The sequence below is a fragment of the Acinetobacter sp. YH12105 genome (assembly GCF_013419095.1).
Taxonomy (GTDB): Bacteria; Pseudomonadota; Gammaproteobacteria; order Pseudomonadales; family Moraxellaceae; genus Acinetobacter; species Acinetobacter pseudolwoffii.
Genome location: NZ_VPAU01000001.1, coordinates 15424 through 36746, shown reverse-complemented (window position 1 = coordinate 36746; position 21323 = coordinate 15424). Strand labels below are relative to the sequence as shown.

Below are 21323 nucleotides of genomic sequence, written 5' to 3'. Positions count from 1 at the left end.
GAGTTGAAATGTCTAAATATCCGAATTTACTTGCCCCGCTTGATTTAGGGTTTACCACACTCAAAAACCGGGTGCTGATGGGGTCAATGCACGTGGGGCTTGAAGAAGCACCCGGCGGATATGAGCGGATGGCAGCTTTTTATGCAGAGCGTGCCAAAGGTGGCGTAGCCTTAATCGTGACGGGTGGTATTTCACCCAATGATCATGGGGTGACGTTTCAGGGCGGCTCCAAGCTTGACAGTGTCGAAGAAGCTGAAAAGCATAAAGTGATTACCCAAGCGGTGCATGATGCAGGCGGGAAAATTGCCCTGCAAATTTTGCACACGGGCCGTTATTCCTATCAGGCAGAAAATGTTGCACCCTCTCCGATTCAGGCACCCATTAACCCGGTCAAGCCGCATGCCTTGAGTTCAGCTGAGGTTCAGCAAACTATTGATGACTTCGCCAATTGTGCCAAGCTGGCACAGTATGCCGGTTATGATGGCGTAGAAATTATGGGGTCGGAAGGTTATTTGATTAACGAGTTTATTGCAGCGCGAACCAATCATCGTGATGATGAATGGGGCGGCAGCTATGAAAACCGCATTCGTTTCCCGATCGAGATCGTGCGCCGTACCCGTGAAATGGTCGGTGAAAACTTTATTATTATCTATCGTCTGTCTATGCTGGATCTGGTGGAAGGTGGCTCAACTTTAGATGAAGTGGTACAACTGGCTAAAGCCATTGAAAAAGCCGGTGCCACGATTATCAATACCGGCATCGGCTGGCATGAAGCACGTATTCCGACAATTGCCACCAAGGTTCCTCGTGCAGCCTTTACCTGGGTTACCCGCAAGCTCAAAGGTCTGGTAAAAGTTCCTCTCATTACTTCTAACCGCATCAATACACCTGAGATGGCTGAGTATGTACTGGCTTCTGGTGATGCCGATATGATTTCCATGGCGCGTCCAATGCTGGCTGACTCTGAGTTTGTGCTTAAAGCTGAACAGGGTCGTAGCGATGAGATCAATACGTGTATCGGTTGTAATCAGGCCTGTCTGGATCATATTTTCTCGATGAAAATTGCCACCTGTCTGGTCAATCCACGGGCCTGTTATGAAACCGAACTCATCTTCAAAGACGTTGGCGAAGCGAAAAATATTGCCGTGATTGGGGCAGGTCCTGCCGGTTTAAGTTTTGCAGTCTATGCAGCGAATCGTGGTCATCAGGTCACGGTATTTGATGCGGCTGCACAGATTGGGGGACAATTTAATATTGCCAAAACCATTCCGGGCAAGGAAGAATTTTATGAAACCTTGCGCTACTTTAAACGTCAAATCGAGTTGCAGCCACGCATCAAGTTAAAGTTAAATCATACTGCCAGTTTTGCAGAACTTGAAGCGTCAGCATTTGATGAGATTGTCGTGGCAACAGGGGTAACCCCGCGTCAACTGGATATTCCGGGGATTGATCATCCAAAAGTCTTATCTTATCTCGAGGTGTTAAAAGAGCGTAAAGCTGTGGGACAGCGTGTGGCGATTATTGGTGCGGGGGGTATTGGTTTTGATACCGCGGAACTTCTGAGCCATGAAGGGGAAAGTGGCAGTATCAATCCAGAAAAATTCTATGATGAATGGGGCATCGATACCAAATATGATCAGGTCGGTGGTTTAAAAACTCCAGTTCTGGAAAAATCATCCCGTGAAATTTACTTATTGCAACGAAAAGCTGCTTCTGTGGGTTCTAGTCTGGGTAAAACCACGGGCTGGATTCACCGCACAGGGCTTAAACATCGTGACGTGAAAATGATTGCGGGTGCCAGCTATGACAGGATTGATGATCAGGGCTTGCATATCACCGTCAATGATAAGCAAATGGTGTTGGAAGTGGATAATGTCATTATTTGTGCTGGTCAGGAATCTTATACCGCCATGTTTGATGAGTTAAAATCTGCTGGTAAAAGTGTACACCTGATTGGTGGAGCCAAAGAAGCGGGTGAGTTAGATGCTAAACGTGCCATTCGTCAGGGGGCTGAATTGGCAGCGGTGATCTAAAAATATTAAAACCTACTTTTTTTCCTCTCCTTTATTAAAGGAGAGGATTTATAAGAAAGAATCTCCCTTGTGAAGCAGTACTTCTCACCTTTAATAAAGGGGGAGCGCTCTGTATTTAAAATATCAAAACAAAAAAGGAACCTCAAATGAGCATCGAAACTACAAAAAAATCCATTGATCGTTGGCACGAGATGTTAGCAACCCGCGATATGTCGATCTTGAATGAGTTACTTGCTGAGGATGTTGTATTTCGCTCACCTGTGGCTTTTCATCCTTATCCTGGCAAACAGGTGGTCTTTTTTATTCTGAGCAATGTGATCCAAGTCTTTGAAAACTTCACTTATCACCGTGAATTTATAAGTGAAGATGGTAACAATGTCGTACTTGAGTTTTCTGCTCAGGTAAGCGATAAAAAACTCAAGGGAGTTGACATGATTCAGTTTAATGAAGAAGGTCAGATCATTGATTTTGAAGTGATGATCCGGCCTAAGTCTGGACTTGAAGCCTTAGCGGTACAAATGGGCCAACGGATGCAGTCATTCCAAGTTAAAACTTAATTCGAATTATTGATTCAAGTCGGCATGAAGTTTGTAAATCACAGCTAGTCGAACTAGAGAGGATGACAGATGAAAATGTTGCTTAAAAAATTGGGTCAGCTGTCCAGTGAATATCTGGATCGCTTCAGTGGCGCAGATGAACCGACCCTGTATTACCATCCAAATGGTGTTTTTTCAGGACTCATTGAACGCTTACCGCAGCTGCAACAAAAATATCGTCCTACGCCGTGGTTAGCCAATGCACACGCACATATTCTATATTTGGATCTTATTAAAAAACATACGATTAAACTTAAATATGATGTACTTGAACAGCTAAAAATGTCGGATGGCGGGATTACCGGTATTGCCTGGTATGGGCTGGATTTGCCAGCAAATACACCGACCATTGTCTTATTACATACCATCACCGGCTCTCCAGAGTCGATGCGTGAACTGGTACAGGATCTGCATAAACATACCGGTTGGCGAGTGGCCTTGTGTTTGCGCCGTGGGCATGCAGACCTGCCCATGCCTGTAGCTAAAATGAACCTGTTCGGCTCGACCCAAGATCTACGTGAACAGCTGCTGTATATACAGGATAGATTTCCTCAGTCTGAGCTGTATGGGGTCGGATCTTCTGCGGGTACAGGCTTGCTGGTGCGTTATCTCGGAGAAGAGGGATCACAAACACCGTTAAAAGCGGCTTTTGCCTTATGTCCAGGCTATAACACCGAAACTGGATTTGCCCATGTACATCCGTTTTATAGCAAAGTCATGGCCAAAAAATTAATCAAACGCTTTATTCATCCTTATCAGGAAACCTGGCAAATTTATCCTTCCTGGAAGCAATTGCTGGAGGTAAAAGACTTATCGGAGTTTGAACAGCGTTATTATCAACTGGCCGGTTTTTCAGACTATGAGAGTTATAGTAAGGCCACGAATCCAATTTATGTATTTGAAAACATTAAAGTTCCATTAATGATTTTAAATGCGGAAGATGATCCGGTGTGTCATATCCAGAATCTGGAACCTTATAAAGAAAAAATTCGGGCAATGTCGAATATCATGGTGATTACCACCAAAAAAGGCAGTCATTGCGGATTTTATCAAGGTCTGATGCAAACAGAATCGTGGGCTACGCGATTAATGGCAGACTATTTGATGCACTTGTCTCGTAATTCTGCACCGACATCTGCTTAAAAAAGAGTAATAAAAAAACCCAGCAAAAGCTGGGTTTTTTTGATGAATTCTCTTGATTAATCAAGCGCTGGCATCGCTGCTGCAATGGCATCAGCCACAGCGTCTTCTTCAGATTTGTTTGAATCAGAGTTTGATTTAGGCGTTGCTGCAGGTTTTGAAGGCTCTGGAGCTGGATTGTTTTCTGACGGCGTTCTTGTTGGAGCTGGTGTAGCTTCAACAGGTTCAGGCTTCTTCACTTCACGACGAATTTCAGTCGTCGTGTTAGCTGTCTGTTCACGTTGAATTTCCACAGTTGTCTCTGGAACTTCTTCAATTACCGCTTCTTCTACCGGCTCAAGCGGTTCAAATTGTGCTGGTTCAGGCGTTACAACTTCAGGTGCTGGATTAACCTCAACTTGTTCTTCTTCTTTAGGTGCTTCTTTTTTTACACACGCAGTCAAGCTCAGGCCAGTCAGGATTACGGTACAGAGTAAAAATTTCTTCATCATCATTGCATCAAACAGAAAAGTGTGGAGGGGATTACACTATTATAGCAGCAAATTACAAGATAGAAATCATATGAACTTACAGTAATTTTTTATTGGAATTGCTGTTAGAATAGTCAATTGTTTATTGTTCTTTGAATTGATGCGGATTGACTTTGCTTTCTAGGTACAAGGTAAAGTAAAATTGCGCAACATTGCAGGCCGATTTAGGCTCGATTGTACGAGAAACCCAATGACCCATTTTATTTTCGTTACTGGTGGTGTAGTTTCATCACTAGGTAAAGGTATTTCAGCTGCTTCTGTTGCTGCACTTTTAGAAGCTCGTGGTTTAAAAGTGACCATGGTAAAAATGGATCCATACATTAATGTCGATCCAGGGACGATGAGCCCATTCCAACATGGTGAAGTTTTTGTTACAGAAGACGGTGCTGAAACAGACTTAGATTTGGGTTACTACGAACGTTTCTTGCGTCGTGCGAAAATGACCAAACTGAATAACTTCACATCAGGTCGTGTTTACCAAGATGTTCTGAACAAAGAACGCCGTGGTGACTATCTGGGTGGTACTGTGCAAGTTATTCCACACATTACTGACAATATCAAAGAGCGTGTCCTGCGTGCAGGCGAAGGCTATGATGTTGCGATTGTAGAGATCGGCGGTACAGTAGGTGACATTGAATCTCTCCCATTCATGGAATCTGTACGTCAGCTAATGGTTGAACTTGGTCATAAACGTACCATGTTAATGCACTTAACGTTACTCCCATACATTAAGTCTGCAGCAGAATTAAAAACCAAACCAACACAGCACTCTGTTAAAGAACTTCTGTCGATTGGTATTCAGCCAGACATTCTCATCTGCCGTACCGAGTACGATGTAGATGCAGATACTATCCGTAAAATTGCATTATTTACCAACGTTGAAGCACGTGCCGTTGTGGTATGTAAAGATGCACGTTCGATCTATCAGATTCCACGTACTTTCTACGAACAGAATGTTGATGATTTAATCTGCGAACGTTTTGGTTATAACGACCTTCCTGAAGCGGATTTAACCGATTGGGATAACGTGGTAGAAGCATTATTGAACCCAGAATACACCGTTCGTGTAGCGATGGTCGGTAAATATGTAGAACTTCCAGATGCGTATAAATCTGTGAACGAAGCACTTTTACATGCCGGGGTGAAAAACCGCGTTAAAGTTCAAATTGATTATGTCAATGCAGAAGAACTTGAAAGCCAGGACGTGAACGAAGTATTGAAAGATGCCGATGCGATTCTGGTTCCAGGTGGTTTTGGTGAACGTGGTACTGAAGGCAAAATGCAGGCGATTCAATTCGCACGTGAAAACGGTGTACCTTTCCTTGGTATTTGCTTAGGTATGCAGTTGGCTGTAATCGAATATGCACGTAATGTTGTGGGTATTAGTGATGCAACGTCGACTGAATTTAACCGTTCGACCAAATCTCCATTGATTGGCTTGATCACTGAATGGTTAGATGAGCGCGGTGAAGTTCAGCAACGTTCTGCTGACTCTGATTTGGGTGGCACCATGCGTCTAGGTGCTCAAAAATCTGAACTGGTTGCAGGCACAAAAACAGCTGAAATCTATGGTTCTGAAGAAATCATTGAGCGTCACCGTCACCGTTACGAAATGAACAACCGTTATATCCCATTGCTTGAAGAAAAAGGCATGAAGATTTCTGGTTATTCACCGGTACAGCATCTGGTAGAAACAGTTGAAATTCCTCAACATCCTTGGTTTATTGCGGTACAATTCCACCCGGAATTTACCAGCTCACCACGTGAAGGTCATCCATTATTTGCCGGTTTCATTGATGCTGCGAAAAAGCAGTACCAAAAAACTCAATAATCGGTGTGTAGGACACAACTAGGAAGTTTAAATGTCGCAATTAAAACCACAAGAAATTGTACGTTTGGGCGATATACAAATGGCAAATCATTTGCCATTTGTATTATTCGGCGGAATGAATGTACTTGAATCTAAAGACTTGGCTTTTGAGATCGCTGAGACTTATGTCGATATTTGTACACGTTTGGGTATTCCCTATGTGTTCAAGGCCAGCTTTGATAAAGCCAACCGTTCAAGCTTGAATTCGTTCCGTGGCCCAGGCCTCGACAAAGGTCTCGAGTGGTTAGCTGACATTAAAAAACACTTTAATGTGCCAATCATCACTGATGTACACGAGCCGTACCAGGCGGCGCCTGTTGCAGAAGTGGCGGACATTATCCAGTTGCCGGCTTTCTTGAGTCGTCAGACGGATCTGGTGGAAGCCATGGCAAAAACCGATGCCATCATCAACATCAAAAAAGCACAATTCCTTGCACCACACGAAATGCGTCATATTTTGCATAAGTGTCTGGAAGCAGGAAATGACAAACTGATCATTTGTGAGCGTGGTTCAGCATTTGGCTATAACAATCTGGTTGTAGACATGCTGGGCTTCGATATCATGAAAGAAATGAATGTGCCTGTGTTCTTTGATGTGACGCATGCCTTGCAAACTCCAGGTGGCCGTGCCGATTCTGCTGGCGGACGCCGCGCCCAGATTACCACATTGGCGCGTGCAGGTATGGCAACCGGTCTTGCAGGTTTGTTCCTGGAAGCACATCCTGATCCAGAGAAAGCCAAGTGTGATGGCCCATGTGCATTGCGCATGTCTCAACTTGAGCCTTTCTTGGCACAGCTAAAAGAATTGGATACCTTGGTCAAAGGTTTCGAAAAGTTAGATACACACTGAGTTTATCACTCTTGCGCTGCCCTAAAGGCAGCTCATATTAATCAACTGAGGAATAGTTCATGAGCCAAATCGTTGACATTCGTGCACGTGAAATTTTGGACTCTCGTGGTAACCCTACCATCGAAGCAGACGTAATCTTAGCATCTGGCGTAGTTGGCCGTGCATGTGCACCATCTGGTGCTTCAACTGGTTCTCGTGAAGCTTTAGAACTTCGTGATGGCGATAAAGCACGTTACTTAGGTAAAGGTGTTAAAACTGCGGTAAATAATGTAAACACCTTAATCCGTGATGCTTTGCTTGGTAAATCTGTATTCGAACAAAAAGACATCGATAACACGATGATTGCTTTAGACGGTACTGAAAACAAAGAAAAACTGGGTGCAAACGCAACTTTAGCTGTATCTTTGGCTGCTGCACGCGCTGCTGCTGATGAAAAGAAAATTCCTCTTTTTCAATATATTGCAGACCTTCGCAACAACTCGATTTTGACCATGCCTGTACCAATGATGAACATCATCAATGGTGGTTCACATGCAGACAATAACGTTGATATTCAAGAATTCATGATTGAGCCAGTGGGCTTCACTTCATTCTCTGAAGCTTTACGCGCTGGCGCTGAAATCTTCCATTCTTTAAAATCAGTTTTAAACAAAAAAGGTTTAAACACTGCTGTGGGTGATGAAGGTGGTTTCGCACCAAACCTTCGTTCTAACGAAGAAGCAATCACGGTTATTCTTGAAGCAATTGGTCAAACTGGCTACAAAGCAGGTTCTGACATTATGCTGGCGCTGGATTGTGCATCTTCAGAATTCTACAAAAATGGTCAGTACATTCTTGCGGGCGAAGGCAACAAAGCGTTCACCAGCAACCAGTTCTCTGACTATTTGGCTGGCCTTGTAAACCAATACCCAATTATTTCAATTGAAGATGGTTTGGATGAGTCGGATTGGGAAGGCTGGTCTTACCTGACTTCGATTCTTGGCGACAAGATCCAGTTGGTAGGTGATGACCTGTTCGTAACGAATCCTAAAATCCTGCAACGTGGTATCAACGAAAAAGTAGGTAACTCGATCCTGATCAAATATAACCAGATCGGTACCTTGACTGAAACTTTAGATGCGATCTATCTTGCCAAAGAAAATGGTTACTCTACTGTGATTTCACACCGTTCAGGTGAAACTGAAGATTCAACCATTGCGGATCTTGCAGTAGGTACAGCAGCAGGTCAAATCAAAACCGGTTCACTTTGCCGTTCTGACCGTGTAGCGAAATATAATCAGTTACTTCGTATTGAAGAATTGACTAATGCTGCATATCGCGGTAAAGCTGAGTTTAAAGGTTTGAACTAAGCGACTTATGTCAATGTTAAATGTATTCGACTCGACTGCGAGTAAAGTACTGTTGGGCCTTGCGATCATTTTGATCGCAGGGTTTCAATATTTATACTGGTTTGGTGAAGGTGGTTATCATGATCATCAGCAGCTGACCCAGAAAATCCAGCAGCAAATGGAATTGAATGATGAGCTGAAAGAACGTAATCGCGTTCTGGCGGCAGAAGTCTACGATTTAAAGAATGGTATTGAAGCCATCGAAGAACATGCGCGTTTAGATCTTGGCCTGATTAAGCCACGTGAAACTTTTATTCAAATGAGCACGATCAGTACTCAATATAAACCCATCTATCTTAATCCAAATTCTAAAGTAGATCTGCGAACCAATGAGTCACCTGAGCCAACAAATACCCCGTAAATTATGGGTCATTCTTCCTGCTGCAGGTTCAGGTAGCCGTTTTTCTAAAACAGAACTCAAGCAATATCAGACGCTTCAACAACGAACTGTTCTTGAACATACCGTTGCACGTCTGAATCAATTGCCTTTGACTGGTTATGTATTGGCGATTGGTACACAGGACAATGTCGCAAAAACTCTGCCATTTTCCGATCTGGAAAAAGCACATTTTTGTTTGGGCGGCGCAGAGCGAGTGAATTCGGTGCTGAATGCATTAAATTATTTATCTGCAATGGCCTCTGAAGATGACTGGATCATGGTGCATGATGCGGCACGCCCTTGTGTCAGTCTGGATTGTCTTCAACAGTTGGTCAATACGGCAATTGCACAGGATCGGGCTGCGATTCTGGCGATTCCGGTACGAGATACACTTAAGCGTGTAGTCACCGGTTCTGATATTGAGGAAACGGTGGATCGCTCCATGCTCTGGCAGGCACAAACGCCGCAAATGGCCAAGCTGGGCACATTAAAACGGGCGATTGAACAGGCTTTGCAGGATGGTGCTAACATTACCGATGAAGCCAGCGCACTGGAACATATCGGTGAGCAGGTGAGTGTGGTGCAAGGACGTTCCGATAATATTAAAATTACCTATCCAGATGATCTGGAACTGGCCAAGCTGATTTTACAAGCTCAGGCTTAAAAATATATTCGATAAAATTTGAATAAAAGCAGAATAAATCTGGCTATAGCGATCTATTCCCTATAGCTTTCACTTATAATTTTGCCATCATTCTTTTTCACCTTTTGGCCAATGATACCTTCACAGCAGTATCGGTTTTTACGTCATTCTTTGCGTGATGGACGTAGTATTAACCCGCAAGATTCCTCCCGGTGGACCAAGTTGCACCTTGATCCCTGGTTGTTGTGCTTTCTGGTTCTCAATGCAATCCTGGGTTTGATGGTGGTGTATAGCGCGACCTCTGAAGACTCCGGGATGGTTGTTCGTCAGGCAATCAGTTTCGGGATTGGTTTTGTGCTGCTGTTTATCTGTGCGCAGATTCCACCGAAAGTCTATCAGGCGATCAGTCCCTACCTGTATGCCTTTGGCATATTCATGCTGCTCTTGGTGTTTGTGATTGGTGAAAAACGCCTGGGTGCAACGCGTTGGATTACTTTGCCTGGTATTGGGAGTATGCAACCGAGTGAGGTGATGAAATTTGCCATGCCTTTGATGATGGCCTGGTATTTTGCACGTAAGCCATTTCCTCCCAAATTTGTACATATTGTCGGTGCATTAATTTTACTGGCTATACCATTTGTTTTGGTTGCACTCCAACCTGACTTGAATATTGGTTTGGTGATTCCGGGTGTTTTTGTCTTGTTTTTAAGTGGGATGTCGTGGCGTCTGATTGTTGGTGCGGCCGCAGCACTGGCTGTAGCAGCACCGGTTTTATGGATGTTCGTACTACAAGAGTATCAAAAGAAACGTATCACCACGATGTTTGATCCGGAGTCGGATGCATTGGGTGCAGGCTGGAATATCATTCAGTCCAAAATCGCGATTGGTTCAGGTGGTTCCACAGGCAAAGGCTATACTGAGGGGACCCAATCGCATTTGGGTTATCTGCCCGAGCATCATACCGACTTTATTATGTCGACCTATGCCGAAGAATTCGGTTTTATTGGTGTGTTTCTGCTGTTCAGTTTATTTACTGCGATTATTATTCGTTGTTTGATGATTGGCTTAAACAGTTTTCATAATTTTGGACGTTTATATGCCGGAGCTATTGGACTGACCTTTTTCTTCTTTGTATTTTTAAACTCGGGCATGGTGAGTGGTATCTTACCGGTGACTGGAGACCCATTGCCGCTCATGAGTTATGGCGGAACGGCGGTGATCTCAATGCTCGCAGGTATGGGAATTGTGATGTCGATTCATACCCATCGATAAATTATTCTAAAAGTCGGATGTGTTCCGGTTTTACAAATATTGTTAAGACATGCGGGTAAAGAAAAGTATCTTCATTATATTCATGCTCAATGTGGAAATTGCTTCCAAATGCAGAGTGATATAACCATACAACAAAAAGCAGAAATGGATAAACGATATAAAGAAGCCCTCAATCGAGGGCCTCTTTAGTCTTAAAACTTAACTGAAAAACCAGGTGTAATAGCCCCAGATCATCAAAGGCCAAGCCAAAAATGGACTAAATAGCCATTTCCAGAACCAGTGGCGAGGTACGAAACCGACACCATGTACAAAGCCTCCAGAAATACCAATCATGATATACATCATGGCACTATGGCTATATTCACCGTTGGCATCCAGCATTGCAGAGGGATGAACCAATAACACTGCGGCGAGAGGAAAAGCCAGCAGGCAGGAAATCATCATCGCAAATTTGTTTGGTTTCTTGTCTACAACGGTTTTCTCAAGCGCAGCTTCGGTCATATTTTATTCCTCATCCAGGTCTTGGTGTTGTTCCATATAAATTGCAGCAATCACACTGGCAAAACACGCCATCAGTACACCCAGAATCCAGGCAAAATACCACATAATTTTGTCTCCTTAGTGCACAGCCTTAATACAGGCTGTGTGAATTGTCTTCAATATGTTTGTTGGTAATCACGCCCCACATCTTGTAATAACACCAAGTGGTATAGATCAGGATCAATGGAACAAAAATACAAGCTGCAACTGTCATGACAGTTAAGGTGTTTTTACTGGATACCGCATCCCACATCGTCAGACTGACAGTCGGATTTAAGCTGGATGGCATCAGGAACGGGAACAGGGCAAAACCGGCAGTCAAGATTGCACCGACGACTGCCAGAGAAGAACCCAGGAAGCTCAAGCCAGCCTTGTTTTTACCTGCAGCCAGTACAATGATTAATCCCCCTAGAATGCCGGCAATTGGAGCTGCCATTGTAATTGGATAAGTTGAATAGTTGTTCATCCAGCCCGGATTGGCATTGGTCAGTACTTCTTTTGCTAATGGGTTGGCAACACCATTGGTGTCAAAAGGCATCACCAGGCTATAACCCTGGATGTTTCCAAAATACAACCATGCACCCGCAGCAAGGAAAGTCGCCAAGTAGACCAGACCCATGATTTGTGTCGCTTTGGCAGAACGTTGACGCAGGTCGCCATCAGTACGCAGCATCAGCCATGCACCACCATGTGCGCATAACATCGATAAACTGACCAGACCACACACAATCGCAAATGGATTCAGCAGGGCAAAGAAACTTCCTGTGTAGGTAGAACGTACGGTTTCATCCAGGGTAAAAGGCACACCGAGGAACATATTACCAAACGCTACACCAAAGACTAATGCCGGAACTGCACCACCAATCGCCAAGCCCCAGTCCCAGGAAGTACGCCATTTGGTATTTTCCAGTTTAGAGCGGTAATCGAAGCCGACCGGACGTAAGAATAAGGCAAACAGTACCAGTAATAATGCCCAGTACATGCCAGAGAAGGCTGTTGCATAAACCATTGGCCAGGCAGCAAATAAAGCCCCCCCGGCAGTAATGAACCAGACCTGGTTACCATCCCAATGCGGGGCAATGGTATTGATTGCAGCACGGCGCTCGTTATCATTTTTGCCCACAAATGGCATGATCGCCATAGAGCCCATATCGAAGCCATCGGTGAGGGCGAAGCCAATCAGCAATACGCCGACCAGCACCCACCAAATTATTTTGAGTAATTCATATTCGATCATGCTTGAGTCTCCCCATTTGCCTTTTCTGCTGCAAGCTTTTCAAAGTGGTATTTACCGGTATGCAGGGAACTTGGACCAAGGCGTGAGAATTTGATCATCAGATACATCTCGATAATCAATAACACCGTGTAGAAGGCTGCCAATGCCAGGATTGAACCCCATACATCGCCAGTACTTAAGCTGGAGGCTGAAAGATGAGTTGGTAAGACTTCACCAATCGTCCAAGGCTGACGACCGACTTCTGCTACATACCAGCCAGTTTGTGCAGCCACCCAAGGTAAAGGCAGTGCAAATAAGGCAAATTTTAATAACCAAGGTTTGTTTTCAGCATTGCGTTTCGCAACCGCAAAGGTAGCCAGAACAAAGAGAAGCAGCATCAAGAAGCCAGAACCGACCATGGCACGGAAGGCCCAGAACAGACTTGGTACGTGTGGAATAGTGTCTTTAGCCGCTGCTTTGATTTGCTCATCAGAGGCATCAACAACATTTGGTGTGTATTTTTTCAGCAGCAAGCCATAACCGAGGTCTTTTTGTGATTCATCAAAAGCTGCTTTAAGCTCAGGTGATTTATCTCCTGCACGGAGCAGCTCTAACTGTTCATACGCCACCATACCGTTACGGATCCGCTGTTCGTGCTGAGCAATCAGATCTTTAATTCCAGTCACTTGTTCAGTGGTGGAGCGGGTTGCAATCAGACCCATCACATAAGGAATCTTGATCGCATAGTCAGTGGTTTGGGTTTCTGCATTTGGAATCCCAAATAAGGTGAATGCTGCTGGTGCAGGATGCGTATCCCATTCTGCTTCAATCGCCGCAAGTTTGGTTTTTTGGACATCGCCCAGCTCATAACCTGATTCATCACCCAGTAAAATCACTGAAAGTGTAGACGCAAGCCCGAAGATGGCTGCAATGGCAAAAGAACGGCGTGCAAACGGCAAGTCACGTTTTTTCAGCATGTAATAACTTGAAATGGCCAGTACAAAAATAGCACCTGTGACATAACCTGCAGACACTGTATGTACGAATTTTACCTGAGCAACCGGGTTAAAGATCAGTGCGGCAAAGTCCACCATTTCCATACGCATGGTTTCGTAGTTGAATACAGAACCAACCGGGTTTTGCATCCAGCCATTGGCGATCAGAATCCACAGCGCAGACATGTTCGAACCTAAAGCTACCAGCCAGGTAACTGCCAGATGTTGCACTTTGGACAGGCGATCCCAGCCAAAGAAGAACAAGCCAATAAAGGTCGATTCAAGGAAGAAGGCCATCAAACCTTCAATCGCCAGCGGTGCACCAAAAATATCACCGACATAATGCGAGTAATAAGCCCAGTTGGTTCCGAACTGGAACTCCATGGTCAGGCCTGTGGTTACCCCTAAGGCAAAGTTAATACCAAACAGTTTTCCCCAGAACTTGGTCATGTCTTTATAGATTTCTTTGCCGGAAATCACATAGGTGGTTTCCATAATGGCAAGCAGAAAAGCCAGGCCTAAAGTCAGTGGAACAAAAATAAAGTGATACATCGCGGTCATGGCGAACTGGAACCGCGAGAGATCGACCACGCTTTCAGAAATCATCAACGTGTCTCCTGGATTTGGGAAGGATTGCCGGCGATACGCTCGGCGACTTGGTTATCAAAATTTTTAGGAATCGTAGGCGCATCAAACCAGATATTTTTAATGATCATCAGTAAAATAACCTTGATAATTAAAATAGCGGTTATTTCTCTAACCACTCTCTGGTTTAGATTTTTGGGAACTAAGCTCATTCGACTAAGCCTGTCTGTGACTTGTTGTATATTATTAATCTATTGTAACTAAAAAATAAATAGACGATACAATTTAAATAAATATATATTTTTAAATGTATGATAATAAAAGGTATATATTTTTATTAGTTAAAATTTATTCTAAATATTTTTTATTATTTTATGTAATTTTATTGTTTTTTTAAATCCGACTAAAATGCTTATATTTATATATTTGAATGTAGATTGTTTTAGTTGGATTAATGCTTTTTAATCTGATTAAAATGCTTGGTTTTAAAATAAAGAATAAAATTAATCAAACTATTTTGGTTGGTTTTATAAGGGTTGAATATCAGTGTCACAATCTTTCTCATCATTTTATATTGATAAAAAACACGCCAAAAAAAGAACATGCTGGAAACATGTTCTTTTTAAGCTTGGTGAGGGTGGCTAGACTTAGAAGTCGTAACGCATGCCTAGAGATAGACCAGTTGCATCTTCACCGCGTGTACCACCTACGTTATTTGTACGTGCTTGTGCCCATGGTGTAACATTTGAATTTTCATCATTTAGGACAGTTGCCAGGTTTGCATATACACGTACTGTTTTGTCTAAACGATGTTCTACACCCAGTGCCAATAATGTTGCATTCGCATCATCTGCATCTACATCACGATGGAACACTTGACCACGTAGATAGGTTTTTGGTGCAAATTTATAATCAGCTGCTACACCAAAAACATGTGTATCTTGTTTTGAAATCAATTTATCTAAATCGCTACCTTCGGCTGCCGCCAAGTCTGCTGCAGTACCTTGTTCATTAAATGTAGTGTATTGGTATAAAGCACCTAAATTAAATTCTGGTGTAATTTTGTAGGCTGCTGCGATACGGAAGCCATCACGTTCATTTTTTGAAGCTTCTTCTTCATAGTGTTCGTAAGCTGTAGCAAAATCAATAGCACCTTCTTTATAAGTTAAAGCAAGATCATATGCTTTATCTTTGTCTTTTGCGCCATCTTTAGATGCATCTGGGCTATTTGCTTCATGAAGTGACATTGCACCTAATACATTGAAACCACCGCCAAATTTTGGAGATTTATATTCAATGGTGTTGGCATTACGTTCATCAAAGCGCTGTTCACTCACACGTGTGACGTTACGAAGGTCGCCAACTTGGTCACCAAAGAAATTCACTGGACCACGCGCGACTTTAAACGGGCTGTCAAAGCGACCTACACGTGCTTGACCAAAGTCACCTTTTAAACCGACAAAGGTATCGCGAGTTGCGAAGTCAACACCACTATTATTAGCAGATCCACTAGCAAAGTTAATTTCTTGTTCAATTTGACCAAAAACAGTCATGCCATTTTCTAATTTTTGTTCAGCTTTAAAGCCTAGGCGTGAAGAGTTTGAAGAAAGACCTACTTCGTTATAATCCTGGCCATCATCCAGATAATCTAAAGAAACGTGTGCACGACCATAAATTTTAACGTCAGCAGCAGCTGCCATGACTGGTGTTAAAATTGTTGCCCCAATTGCTAATGCAGATAACGTTTTTTTCATGTGTTGCTCCAATAAAGACTTTTTATTCATCGTCTTAAAACAAGTTTCAGTCATGTGTTAAAACATGTACCGCTCTATTGGTGCCAAGTATCGATTACAAATAAGACAGTAAGATTAAGGAAATATTTCAAATCTGTTAAATGTTGTATTTTGTAAGTTTTGTAATATTACACATTCAATTTTTTGTATTTAAAGATAATTTGGTTGCTATTATCTTAATGATTCGCTTTTTTTTCTAAAGTTTTATGCTTTAAGTAGAATAAAAAAATGGAGCCGAAGCTCCATTTTTTTTATTCAGTTAAACTTAAAGTGCAGCTTTGATTTTTTCAGCCAGCGCTTTAATTTTTTCCTGATCACCCATCTGGGCAGCATGTTTACCCAAGTTGTGCAGAGAAGTCGGCACTAGATGAAAATGAATATGCGGTACAGTCTGGCCAGCAGCAGCACCTGATAATTGCATCAGGACAATGCCGTCAACGCCCAAACCTTTTTCAATTGCTTTCGCAACCTTCTGTACAATTTGAATCGTATAGGCCGCAGCTTCAGGATCTAGATCCAGTAAAGTGATGGCTGGTGCTTTCGGAACGACCAGAGTATGACCATCTGCTTGCGGCATGATGTCCATAAATGCAAGAACCTGGTCATCTTCATACACTTTAATCGCAGGAAGTTCACCGCGTAGAATTCGTGCAAAAATATTCTGATCATCATAAGTCATAAGTACATTCCTTGAGCGTTATTGAATTGAATTATTTACAGTTCAATTCTTTCTGACGATCTTTGATCACGTCAAGACGCTGTTGCTCTTTTTCCGAGAATTTTGGCTTGGTTGTATAGCAATTGTCATTGCCGAACTTCGCTTTTGCTTCTGGATCTTTAAAACAGAATCCTTTAGACGCATAAATCACGTCATGATCATTTTTCAATTTTTTGCATTCCTGTTCAGATGCAAGAACCGATGTTGAAGCCCCGAACAAAGTTGCTAAGCCAATTAATGCTGCAACAGAAAATTTCTTCATGCGAGTTTCCTCTGGGTTATCCACTATATGTGCCTGCCTACTAGTCACAATATGAGGTTTTGTTATCATTATTCAATGGCGAGATATTACTCGATGGTAATATTACTCCATGATTCATACATTTTCACGGCACTGGAAAAATCACTGTTTTTATCCGATAGATCACTGGCCGCCTGAATTAGATTCTGGGTTAATGATAGCACAGGCGCAGACAGTTTAGCCTCACGCGCCAGATCGATTGCGATGCCGGTATCTTTGGCCAAGAGTGGCAGGGCAAAGGTTACAGGAAAACTGCGATTTAAAATACGCTGTGGTAATACGGTTTCGGTCACCATGCTTTTACCACTTGAAGCATTAATACAATCCAGTGCTTCATTCAGGTTGACTCCATGTGCTTTCAGCGTAGTAAAGCCTTCTGCGACCGCACACAGGTTTACAGCCATTAACATATTATTCACGGCTTTCACTGCAAAACCTGCGCCAGATTCACCAACATGCTTAATCAGTGTGCCAAAAGCCTGCATCGCAGGAAGGGCTTTTTCAAAACCTTGGACATCGCCGCCTACCATCACTGTCAAGGTGCCATTTTCAGCACCAATGGTTTGACCGCTGACCGGTGCATCCAGAAAGATAGCACCACGTTCAGCCAGTTGTGCTGCCAGTGTTTGCGCGGAATCCGGTACACCACTGGTACAGTCGACCCAGACTGAGCCGGATTTAAGCGACAAATTTTCCAGAAGTTGTGCTACATCGGCACTGGTCGGCAAACATGAAAAGATAATATCTGCCTGAACGGCCTGTTCTAGCGTAACGGCTTGGGTGCCATATTCAGCAGCATGTTGCTCTGCTTTGTCAAAATTGCGGTTCCAGACATAGACGGTATCAAACTGCTTGGGTAAATGTGCTGCCATACGATAACCCATGGCACCTAAGCCGATAAATGCTACTGACTGAATCATGCTGTATCCTCTGAATATGTAAATAAATTTTAATGTTTTTTGGCGATGCTGACGCAGATGCGCTAAGCATCAAGACGTGTAGAGCGCTGCGCCAGCCAGGTCGTCATTTTGGGCCAGAACGTATTGGCTGTTTTCTGGTTGGACATCAGGCCCAGATGACCACCCGGAATCAGAGTAAACGTCTTATCCTGGCTACTTGTCAATTCTATCAAAGGCTTAGCTGACTGTTCTGTGACAATCTGATCGGTTTGGCCGGCACCGACCAACAGCGAGCAGCTGATATTCTTAAGGTCAACAGTACGACCATTTAAGGTGATTGAACCTTGTTTTAAAGGATTTTGCAGCCACAGATGTAAGACCATGTCCTGATTAATCCCGCCCGGATAATCAATCATCTTATTCAGAAAATTTCCCATGGTGGCATGTTCATAGACATTTTCGACATGATCCAGATTCAGCAAAAACTGCTTCTGGCTTTTCAGCCAGCCGATCGGATCCAGTAACTTAAAGCCCAAGGCATTTACAATGCCGGGCGTATGAATATATTGCTTTGGAATATGACCCTGATGAATGGCCTGTTGCAGATTTTTATTTTTAGAAATCAGTTTATTGGTGGTCGAAAACAGTTTGCCGACCCGTCCTGATGCATAACTGTCGATTGGGCTGCCAACGACCATCAAATTTTTGACATGTTCAGGCGAATGCAAGGCGGTATAAAGCGTGACAAATACCCCAGCCATACTCCAGCCGTGTAGGGAAATGAACTGACTGTCCGAATGCTTGCAGATGGTTTCAATAGATTGAGGAATGGCTGCATCAATAAAAGACAAAAAGTTTAAATGACGATGTCTAAAGTTAAAACGTTTCCATTCCACCAGATAGACATCAAAACCGCTATGCTGAAAATGCTTGACCAGCGAACGATAGGGATACAGATCATAGATATCCATATTGATGGCGAGAGGGGCGACAAATACCAATGGCTCCTTGTATTTCTTCTCGGGTGAGGCGTAATAGCGAATCTTGCAAAACTCGGTGCTGGCAATATATTCAAAAGGCGTTTTTTGCGACAGAATCAGAGAGGAGGCATTAAACATCCGGGCACTGAAATGTTTCAATTTTTTTTGCTGGCGCTGAAAGTTTTGTTTTAACTGAATCATGTAAATAAAATATCCGTATCCGGGGAAGGATTGATCGAAGTCTAAGCAATAATTGCTTATTATGCCTTGACCTGAAATAGCATAGGCGCTCAAAATGTTGGCAATTTTTTACAAAAGGCAGCCTTAGGGCTGAGGTAGAGCGATGAGCCAGCAAGACGATATTTCATATCAATTAGAAACTTTAGCCATCCGTACAGGTCATACCCGTAGCTTTGAGGGTGAGCATGCTGAACCCATTTTTCTAACATCGTCATTTGTTTATGAAAATGCCGCCGAAGCTGCTGCGAAATTTTCAGGTCAGGAACCGGGCAATATCTATTCTCGCTTTACCAACCCAACCGTTGCCATGTTTGAAAAACGTCTGGCGGCACTCGAAGGTGCAGAGCGCGCCGTTGCTACCAGTTCAGGTATGGCTGCCATTATGGCAGTGACCATGGCTTTTTTGAAAGCAGGTGATCACGTCATCTGCTCACGTGCAGTCTTTGGTTCGACTGTTTCGCTATTTGAAAAATATGTCGCAAAATTTGGGGTTAGTGTCGATTTTGTAGATTTGACCGATCTTGATGCATGGAAAAATGCCATCCAGCCTGAAACCAAATTACTGTTTGTTGAATCTCCATCAAACCCGCTTGCAGAAGTGGCTGACATTCAGGCATTGGCTGATATTGCCCATGCCAATGATGCTTTACTGGCAATCGACAATAGCTTCTGTACACCAGTGTTACAACAACCCCTCAAATTTGGTGCAGACCTGGTGGTGTATTCTGCGACTAAATATCTGGATGGTCAGGGCCGTGCCTTAGGTGGAGCTGTGGTTGGAAACCATAAACTGCTGGAAGAAATCTTTGGTTATGTGCGTACCACAGGTCCTTCAATGAGTCCGTTTAATGCATGGGTATTCCTGAAAGGCTTGGAAACGTTACGTTTACGTATGCGTGAGCATTCAGCAAGTGCGCAGCAACTGGCTGAATTTCTGGATCAGCATCCAAAGGTAGAGAAGGTTTATTATGCCGGTCTGCCTGCGCATATCGGTCATGCGCTGGCAGTGAAACAGCAGACGGGTTTTGGTGGCATTGTGTCTTTTGAGGTGAAAGGCGGTCGTGAAGCCGCTTGGACAGTCATTGACAATACCCGGTTTATCTCGATCACCGGTAACCTGGGGGATGCGAAATCAACCATTACCCATCCGGCAACCACCACACACGGTAAATTATCGCCTGAAGCCAAAGAAGCAGCAGGTATTCGCGAAGGTTTAATTCGTGTTTCTGTTGGTTTAGAAGAGATTGGTGATATTATTCGTGATATTACTCGTGGTTTAGATCTTATCTAATTTTATAAATTTATGTTCGGAGATATTTATGAACATTAATATGTTGATGCAGCAAGCTCAGCGCATGCAAAAAGAAGTTGAAAACAATGTAAAAAAAGCCAAAGAAGAGCTGGCACAAACTGAAGTGCATGCCGAAGCGGGCGGTGGTTTGGTCAAAGTCACCATGACTTGCCGCAATGTGGTGAAGCGTATCGAAATCAACCCTGAATTACTTCAGGATGATCCAGACATGATCGAAGATCTGATTGCTGCTGCAATGAATGATGCTGCGCGTCAGGCAGAATTGGTCTCTGATGAAAGAATGAAAGCAGCAAACTCGGGTATGGGTTTACCACCGGGTCTGGCAGGTATGTTCTAAGGAAGAATGCGCAATGTTTAGTGATCGTTTTGATCAACTGGTTCAAGCATTACGCATTTTGCCAAGCGTTGGGCCGAAATCGGCTCAACGTATGGCATTGCATATGATCATGAAAAATCGTGAAGGTGCAATTGGTCTGGCGCATGCGTTGACTGAGGCGACCAACTACATTCATGAATGCTCAGTCTGTCATTCATTGACTGAAGATGAAGTGTGCAATATCTGTACGTCGCTAGATCGTGATGATGAATTGCTCTGTGTGGTGGAATCACCTGCAGATGTTATGGCGATTGAGCAAAGTGGCAGCTTTAGAGGGAAATACCATGTACTGGGCGGGCATTTGTCACCGCTCGATGGGATTGGTCCTGAAGAAATTGGCATTCCGTATTTGTTGCACCGTTTGGCCAATGGTCAGGTGAAGGAAGTCATTCTCGCTACTAATGCGACGGTAGAAGGTCAGGCCACGGCACATTATCTGGTGGAAGCCAGCAAGCATTTGCCGATCCAGATGACTCGAATTGCCCAAGGTGTACCACAGGGTGGTGAACTGGAATATGTCGATAGTCATACCTTGAGTCAGGCCGTACATAACCGGATGCGCATGAAGTAAGATAGACTTAAAAATCTTGTTAGTTTTAATATAAAAAAGATATTATTTAAAATCCAGAGCCTAATAAATAAGGGGTATTTTTGCTAGATAGAGCAG

The 21323-nt window shown here is 43.4% G+C and carries 23 protein-coding genes; 12 read left to right on the top strand and 11 right to left on the bottom strand.

The annotated features are described in order from the left end of the window. Positions 1-8: 8 nt before the first annotated feature. The 3 genes from FTU44_RS00205 to FTU44_RS00195 all read left to right on the top strand — a co-directional run bounded on the left by FTU44_RS00205 (position 9) and on the right by FTU44_RS00195 (position 3772). Positions 9-2033 (top strand): NADPH-dependent 2,4-dienoyl-CoA reductase, encoded by a 2025-nt coding sequence (locus tag FTU44_RS00205; RefSeq protein WP_005097099.1) that lies wholly within the window; start codon positions 9-11, stop codon positions 2031-2033. Between the two features lie 146 nt (positions 2034-2179). Then, complete coding sequence (locus tag FTU44_RS00200; RefSeq protein WP_005097098.1) at positions 2180-2590, top strand: nuclear transport factor 2 family protein; 411 nt, start codon at positions 2180-2182, stop codon at positions 2588-2590. Positions 2591-2659: 69 nt separating this feature from the next. Further along, entirely contained in the window at positions 2660-3772 is a 1113-nt protein-coding gene (locus tag FTU44_RS00195) for a YheT family hydrolase (RefSeq protein WP_005097097.1), read from the top strand. Between the two features lie 56 nt (positions 3773-3828). Here FTU44_RS00195 and FTU44_RS00190 read toward each other — a convergent pair whose 3' ends face one another. Next, positions 3829-4263 (bottom strand): hypothetical protein, encoded by a 435-nt coding sequence (locus tag FTU44_RS00190; RefSeq protein ID WP_005097096.1) that lies wholly within the window; start codon positions 4261-4263, stop codon positions 3829-3831. A 226-nt stretch (positions 4264-4489) separates the two neighbouring features. Between FTU44_RS00190 and FTU44_RS00185 the strand changes: the two genes are divergently transcribed. From FTU44_RS00185 to rodA, 6 genes are all read left to right on the top strand, one after another. Further along, complete coding sequence (locus FTU44_RS00185) at positions 4490-6130, top strand: CTP synthase (RefSeq protein ID WP_005097095.1); 1641 nt, start codon at positions 4490-4492, stop codon at positions 6128-6130. 31 nt (positions 6131-6161) lie between these two features. Beyond that, on the top strand, positions 6162-7019 hold the full coding sequence (kdsA, locus tag FTU44_RS00180; protein ID WP_005106657.1) for a 3-deoxy-8-phosphooctulonate synthase: 858 nt from the start codon (positions 6162-6164) through the stop codon (positions 7017-7019). A 59-nt stretch (positions 7020-7078) separates the two neighbouring features. Continuing rightward, entirely contained in the window at positions 7079-8368 is a 1290-nt protein-coding gene (gene eno, locus FTU44_RS00175; protein WP_005097093.1) for a phosphopyruvate hydratase, read from the top strand. 7 nt (positions 8369-8375) lie between these two features. Further along, the gene (locus FTU44_RS00170) at positions 8376-8768 is read left to right on the top strand and encodes a septum formation initiator family protein (protein WP_005097092.1); all 393 of its coding nucleotides are present in this window, start codon (positions 8376-8378) and stop codon (positions 8766-8768) included. Next, on the top strand, positions 8737-9450 hold the full coding sequence (gene ispD / locus FTU44_RS00165; protein ID WP_005097091.1) for a 2-C-methyl-D-erythritol 4-phosphate cytidylyltransferase: 714 nt from the start codon (positions 8737-8739) through the stop codon (positions 9448-9450). Before FTU44_RS00170 ends, ispD begins: the two co-directional genes overlap by 32 nt. A 111-nt stretch (positions 9451-9561) precedes the next feature. After that, positions 9562-10701 (top strand): rod shape-determining protein RodA, encoded by a 1140-nt coding sequence (rodA, locus tag FTU44_RS00160; protein ID WP_005170604.1) that lies wholly within the window; start codon positions 9562-9564, stop codon positions 10699-10701. A 198-nt stretch (positions 10702-10899) separates the two neighbouring features. On the opposite strand, the gene FTU44_RS00155 is transcribed toward rodA, so the two are convergent. The 10 genes from FTU44_RS00155 to FTU44_RS00110 all read right to left on the bottom strand — a co-directional run bounded on the left by FTU44_RS00155 (position 10900) and on the right by FTU44_RS00110 (position 18929). After that, on the bottom strand, positions 10900-11202 hold the full coding sequence (locus tag FTU44_RS00155; protein WP_005170606.1) for a cyd operon YbgE family protein: 303 nt from the start codon (positions 11200-11202) through the stop codon (positions 10900-10902). 3 nt (positions 11203-11205) lie between these two features. Further along, on the bottom strand, positions 11206-11307 hold the full coding sequence (gene cydX / locus FTU44_RS00150; RefSeq protein ID WP_004278713.1) for a cytochrome bd-I oxidase subunit CydX: 102 nt from the start codon (positions 11305-11307) through the stop codon (positions 11206-11208). Between the two features lie 25 nt (positions 11308-11332). Continuing rightward, positions 11333-12478 carry a cytochrome d ubiquinol oxidase subunit II gene (gene cydB / locus FTU44_RS00145; RefSeq protein WP_074383199.1) on the bottom strand — a complete coding sequence of 382 codons (1146 nt, stop codon included), beginning with the start codon at positions 12476-12478 and terminating at the stop codon, positions 11333-11335. Further along, positions 12475-14058 carry a cytochrome ubiquinol oxidase subunit I gene (locus FTU44_RS00140; protein ID WP_074383198.1) on the bottom strand — a complete coding sequence of 528 codons (1584 nt, stop codon included), beginning with the start codon at positions 14056-14058 and terminating at the stop codon, positions 12475-12477. Before FTU44_RS00140 ends, cydB begins: the two co-directional genes overlap by 4 nt. Continuing rightward, a complete protein-coding gene (gene cydP, locus FTU44_RS00135; protein ID WP_004645265.1) occupies positions 14058-14249 on the bottom strand; it encodes a cytochrome oxidase putative small subunit CydP in 192 nt (63 codons plus the stop codon). Before cydP ends, FTU44_RS00140 begins: the two co-directional genes overlap by 1 nt. Before the next feature lie 435 nt (positions 14250-14684). Next, complete coding sequence (locus tag FTU44_RS00130) at positions 14685-15791, bottom strand: porin (RefSeq protein ID WP_180049035.1); 1107 nt, start codon at positions 15789-15791, stop codon at positions 14685-14687. Positions 15792-16095: 304 nt separating this feature from the next. Continuing rightward, positions 16096-16509, bottom strand: coding sequence for an HIT family protein (locus tag FTU44_RS00125; RefSeq protein ID WP_005170623.1), 414 nt, complete (start codon positions 16507-16509; stop codon positions 16096-16098). Between the two features lie 31 nt (positions 16510-16540). Then, positions 16541-16810: a YARHG domain-containing protein gene (locus tag FTU44_RS00120; RefSeq protein WP_005170626.1), complete on the bottom strand. Its 270-nt coding sequence runs from the start codon at positions 16808-16810 to the stop codon at positions 16541-16543. Between the two features lie 86 nt (positions 16811-16896). After that, positions 16897-17769, bottom strand: a complete 873-nt coding sequence (locus FTU44_RS00115; protein WP_005097081.1) for an NAD(P)-dependent oxidoreductase — start codon at positions 17767-17769, stop codon at positions 16897-16899. 62 nt (positions 17770-17831) lie between these two features. Beyond that, positions 17832-18929 (bottom strand): alpha/beta fold hydrolase, encoded by a 1098-nt coding sequence (locus tag FTU44_RS00110; RefSeq protein ID WP_180001731.1) that lies wholly within the window; start codon positions 18927-18929, stop codon positions 17832-17834. Positions 18930-19071: 142 nt separating this feature from the next. Here FTU44_RS00110 and FTU44_RS00105 point away from each other — a divergent pair, with 142 nt between their 5' ends. The 3 genes from FTU44_RS00105 to recR are packed head-to-tail and all read left to right on the top strand — an operon-like array spanning position 19072 to position 21227. Then, positions 19072-20259 carry an O-succinylhomoserine sulfhydrylase gene (locus tag FTU44_RS00105; RefSeq protein ID WP_074383193.1) on the top strand — a complete coding sequence of 396 codons (1188 nt, stop codon included), beginning with the start codon at positions 19072-19074 and terminating at the stop codon, positions 20257-20259. 28 nt (positions 20260-20287) lie between these two features. Continuing rightward, complete coding sequence (locus FTU44_RS00100; protein WP_004731251.1) at positions 20288-20617, top strand: YbaB/EbfC family nucleoid-associated protein; 330 nt, start codon at positions 20288-20290, stop codon at positions 20615-20617. 13 nt (positions 20618-20630) lie between these two features. After that, positions 20631-21227 carry a recombination mediator RecR gene (gene recR, locus FTU44_RS00095; protein WP_004278698.1) on the top strand — a complete coding sequence of 199 codons (597 nt, stop codon included), beginning with the start codon at positions 20631-20633 and terminating at the stop codon, positions 21225-21227. Positions 21228-21323: the final 96 nt, after the last annotated feature.

Bases quoted from the DNA above. Each gene is read 5' to 3' on its own strand.
- cydP (WP_004645265.1), bottom strand. From the start codon at position 14,249: ATGAGCTTAGTTCCCAAAAATCTAAACCAGAGAGTGGTTAGAGAAATA.
- FTU44_RS00205 (WP_005097099.1), top strand. From the start codon at position 9: ATGTCTAAATATCCGAATTTACTTGCCCCGCTTGATTTAGGGTTTACC.
- FTU44_RS00120 (WP_005170626.1), bottom strand. From the start codon at position 16,810: ATGAAGAAATTTTCTGTTGCAGCATTAATTGGCTTAGCAACTTTGTTC.
- FTU44_RS00140 (WP_074383198.1), bottom strand. From the start codon at position 14,058: ATGATTTCTGAAAGCGTGGTCGATCTCTCGCGGTTCCAGTTCGCCATG.
- eno (WP_005097093.1), top strand. From the start codon at position 7,079: ATGAGCCAAATCGTTGACATTCGTGCACGTGAAATTTTGGACTCTCGT.
- FTU44_RS00195 (WP_005097097.1), top strand. From the start codon at position 2,660: ATGAAAATGTTGCTTAAAAAATTGGGTCAGCTGTCCAGTGAATATCTG.
- FTU44_RS00110 (WP_180001731.1), bottom strand. From the start codon at position 18,929: ATGATTCAGTTAAAACAAAACTTTCAGCGCCAGCAAAAAAAATTGAAA.
- rodA (WP_005170604.1), top strand. From the start codon at position 9,562: ATGATACCTTCACAGCAGTATCGGTTTTTACGTCATTCTTTGCGTGAT.
- cydB (WP_074383199.1), bottom strand. From the start codon at position 12,478: ATGATCGAATATGAATTACTCAAAATAATTTGGTGGGTGCTGGTCGGC.
- FTU44_RS00190 (WP_005097096.1), bottom strand. From the start codon at position 4,263: ATGATGATGAAGAAATTTTTACTCTGTACCGTAATCCTGACTGGCCTG.
- FTU44_RS00125 (WP_005170623.1), bottom strand. From the start codon at position 16,509: ATGACTTATGATGATCAGAATATTTTTGCACGAATTCTACGCGGTGAA.
- FTU44_RS00100 (WP_004731251.1), top strand. From the start codon at position 20,288: ATGAACATTAATATGTTGATGCAGCAAGCTCAGCGCATGCAAAAAGAA.
- FTU44_RS00185 (WP_005097095.1), top strand. From the start codon at position 4,490: ATGACCCATTTTATTTTCGTTACTGGTGGTGTAGTTTCATCACTAGGT.
- FTU44_RS00105 (WP_074383193.1), top strand. From the start codon at position 19,072: ATGAGCCAGCAAGACGATATTTCATATCAATTAGAAACTTTAGCCATC.
- FTU44_RS00130 (WP_180049035.1), bottom strand. From the start codon at position 15,791: ATGAAAAAAACGTTATCTGCATTAGCAATTGGGGCAACAATTTTAACA.
- FTU44_RS00200 (WP_005097098.1), top strand. From the start codon at position 2,180: ATGAGCATCGAAACTACAAAAAAATCCATTGATCGTTGGCACGAGATG.
- FTU44_RS00170 (WP_005097092.1), top strand. From the start codon at position 8,376: ATGTCAATGTTAAATGTATTCGACTCGACTGCGAGTAAAGTACTGTTG.
- recR (WP_004278698.1), top strand. From the start codon at position 20,631: ATGTTTAGTGATCGTTTTGATCAACTGGTTCAAGCATTACGCATTTTG.
- cydX (WP_004278713.1), bottom strand. From the start codon at position 11,307: ATGTGGTATTTTGCCTGGATTCTGGGTGTACTGATGGCGTGTTTTGCC.
- FTU44_RS00115 (WP_005097081.1), bottom strand. From the start codon at position 17,769: ATGATTCAGTCAGTAGCATTTATCGGCTTAGGTGCCATGGGTTATCGT.
- FTU44_RS00155 (WP_005170606.1), bottom strand. From the start codon at position 11,202: ATGACCGAAGCTGCGCTTGAGAAAACCGTTGTAGACAAGAAACCAAAC.
- kdsA (WP_005106657.1), top strand. From the start codon at position 6,162: ATGTCGCAATTAAAACCACAAGAAATTGTACGTTTGGGCGATATACAA.
- ispD (WP_005097091.1), top strand. From the start codon at position 8,737: ATGAGTCACCTGAGCCAACAAATACCCCGTAAATTATGGGTCATTCTT.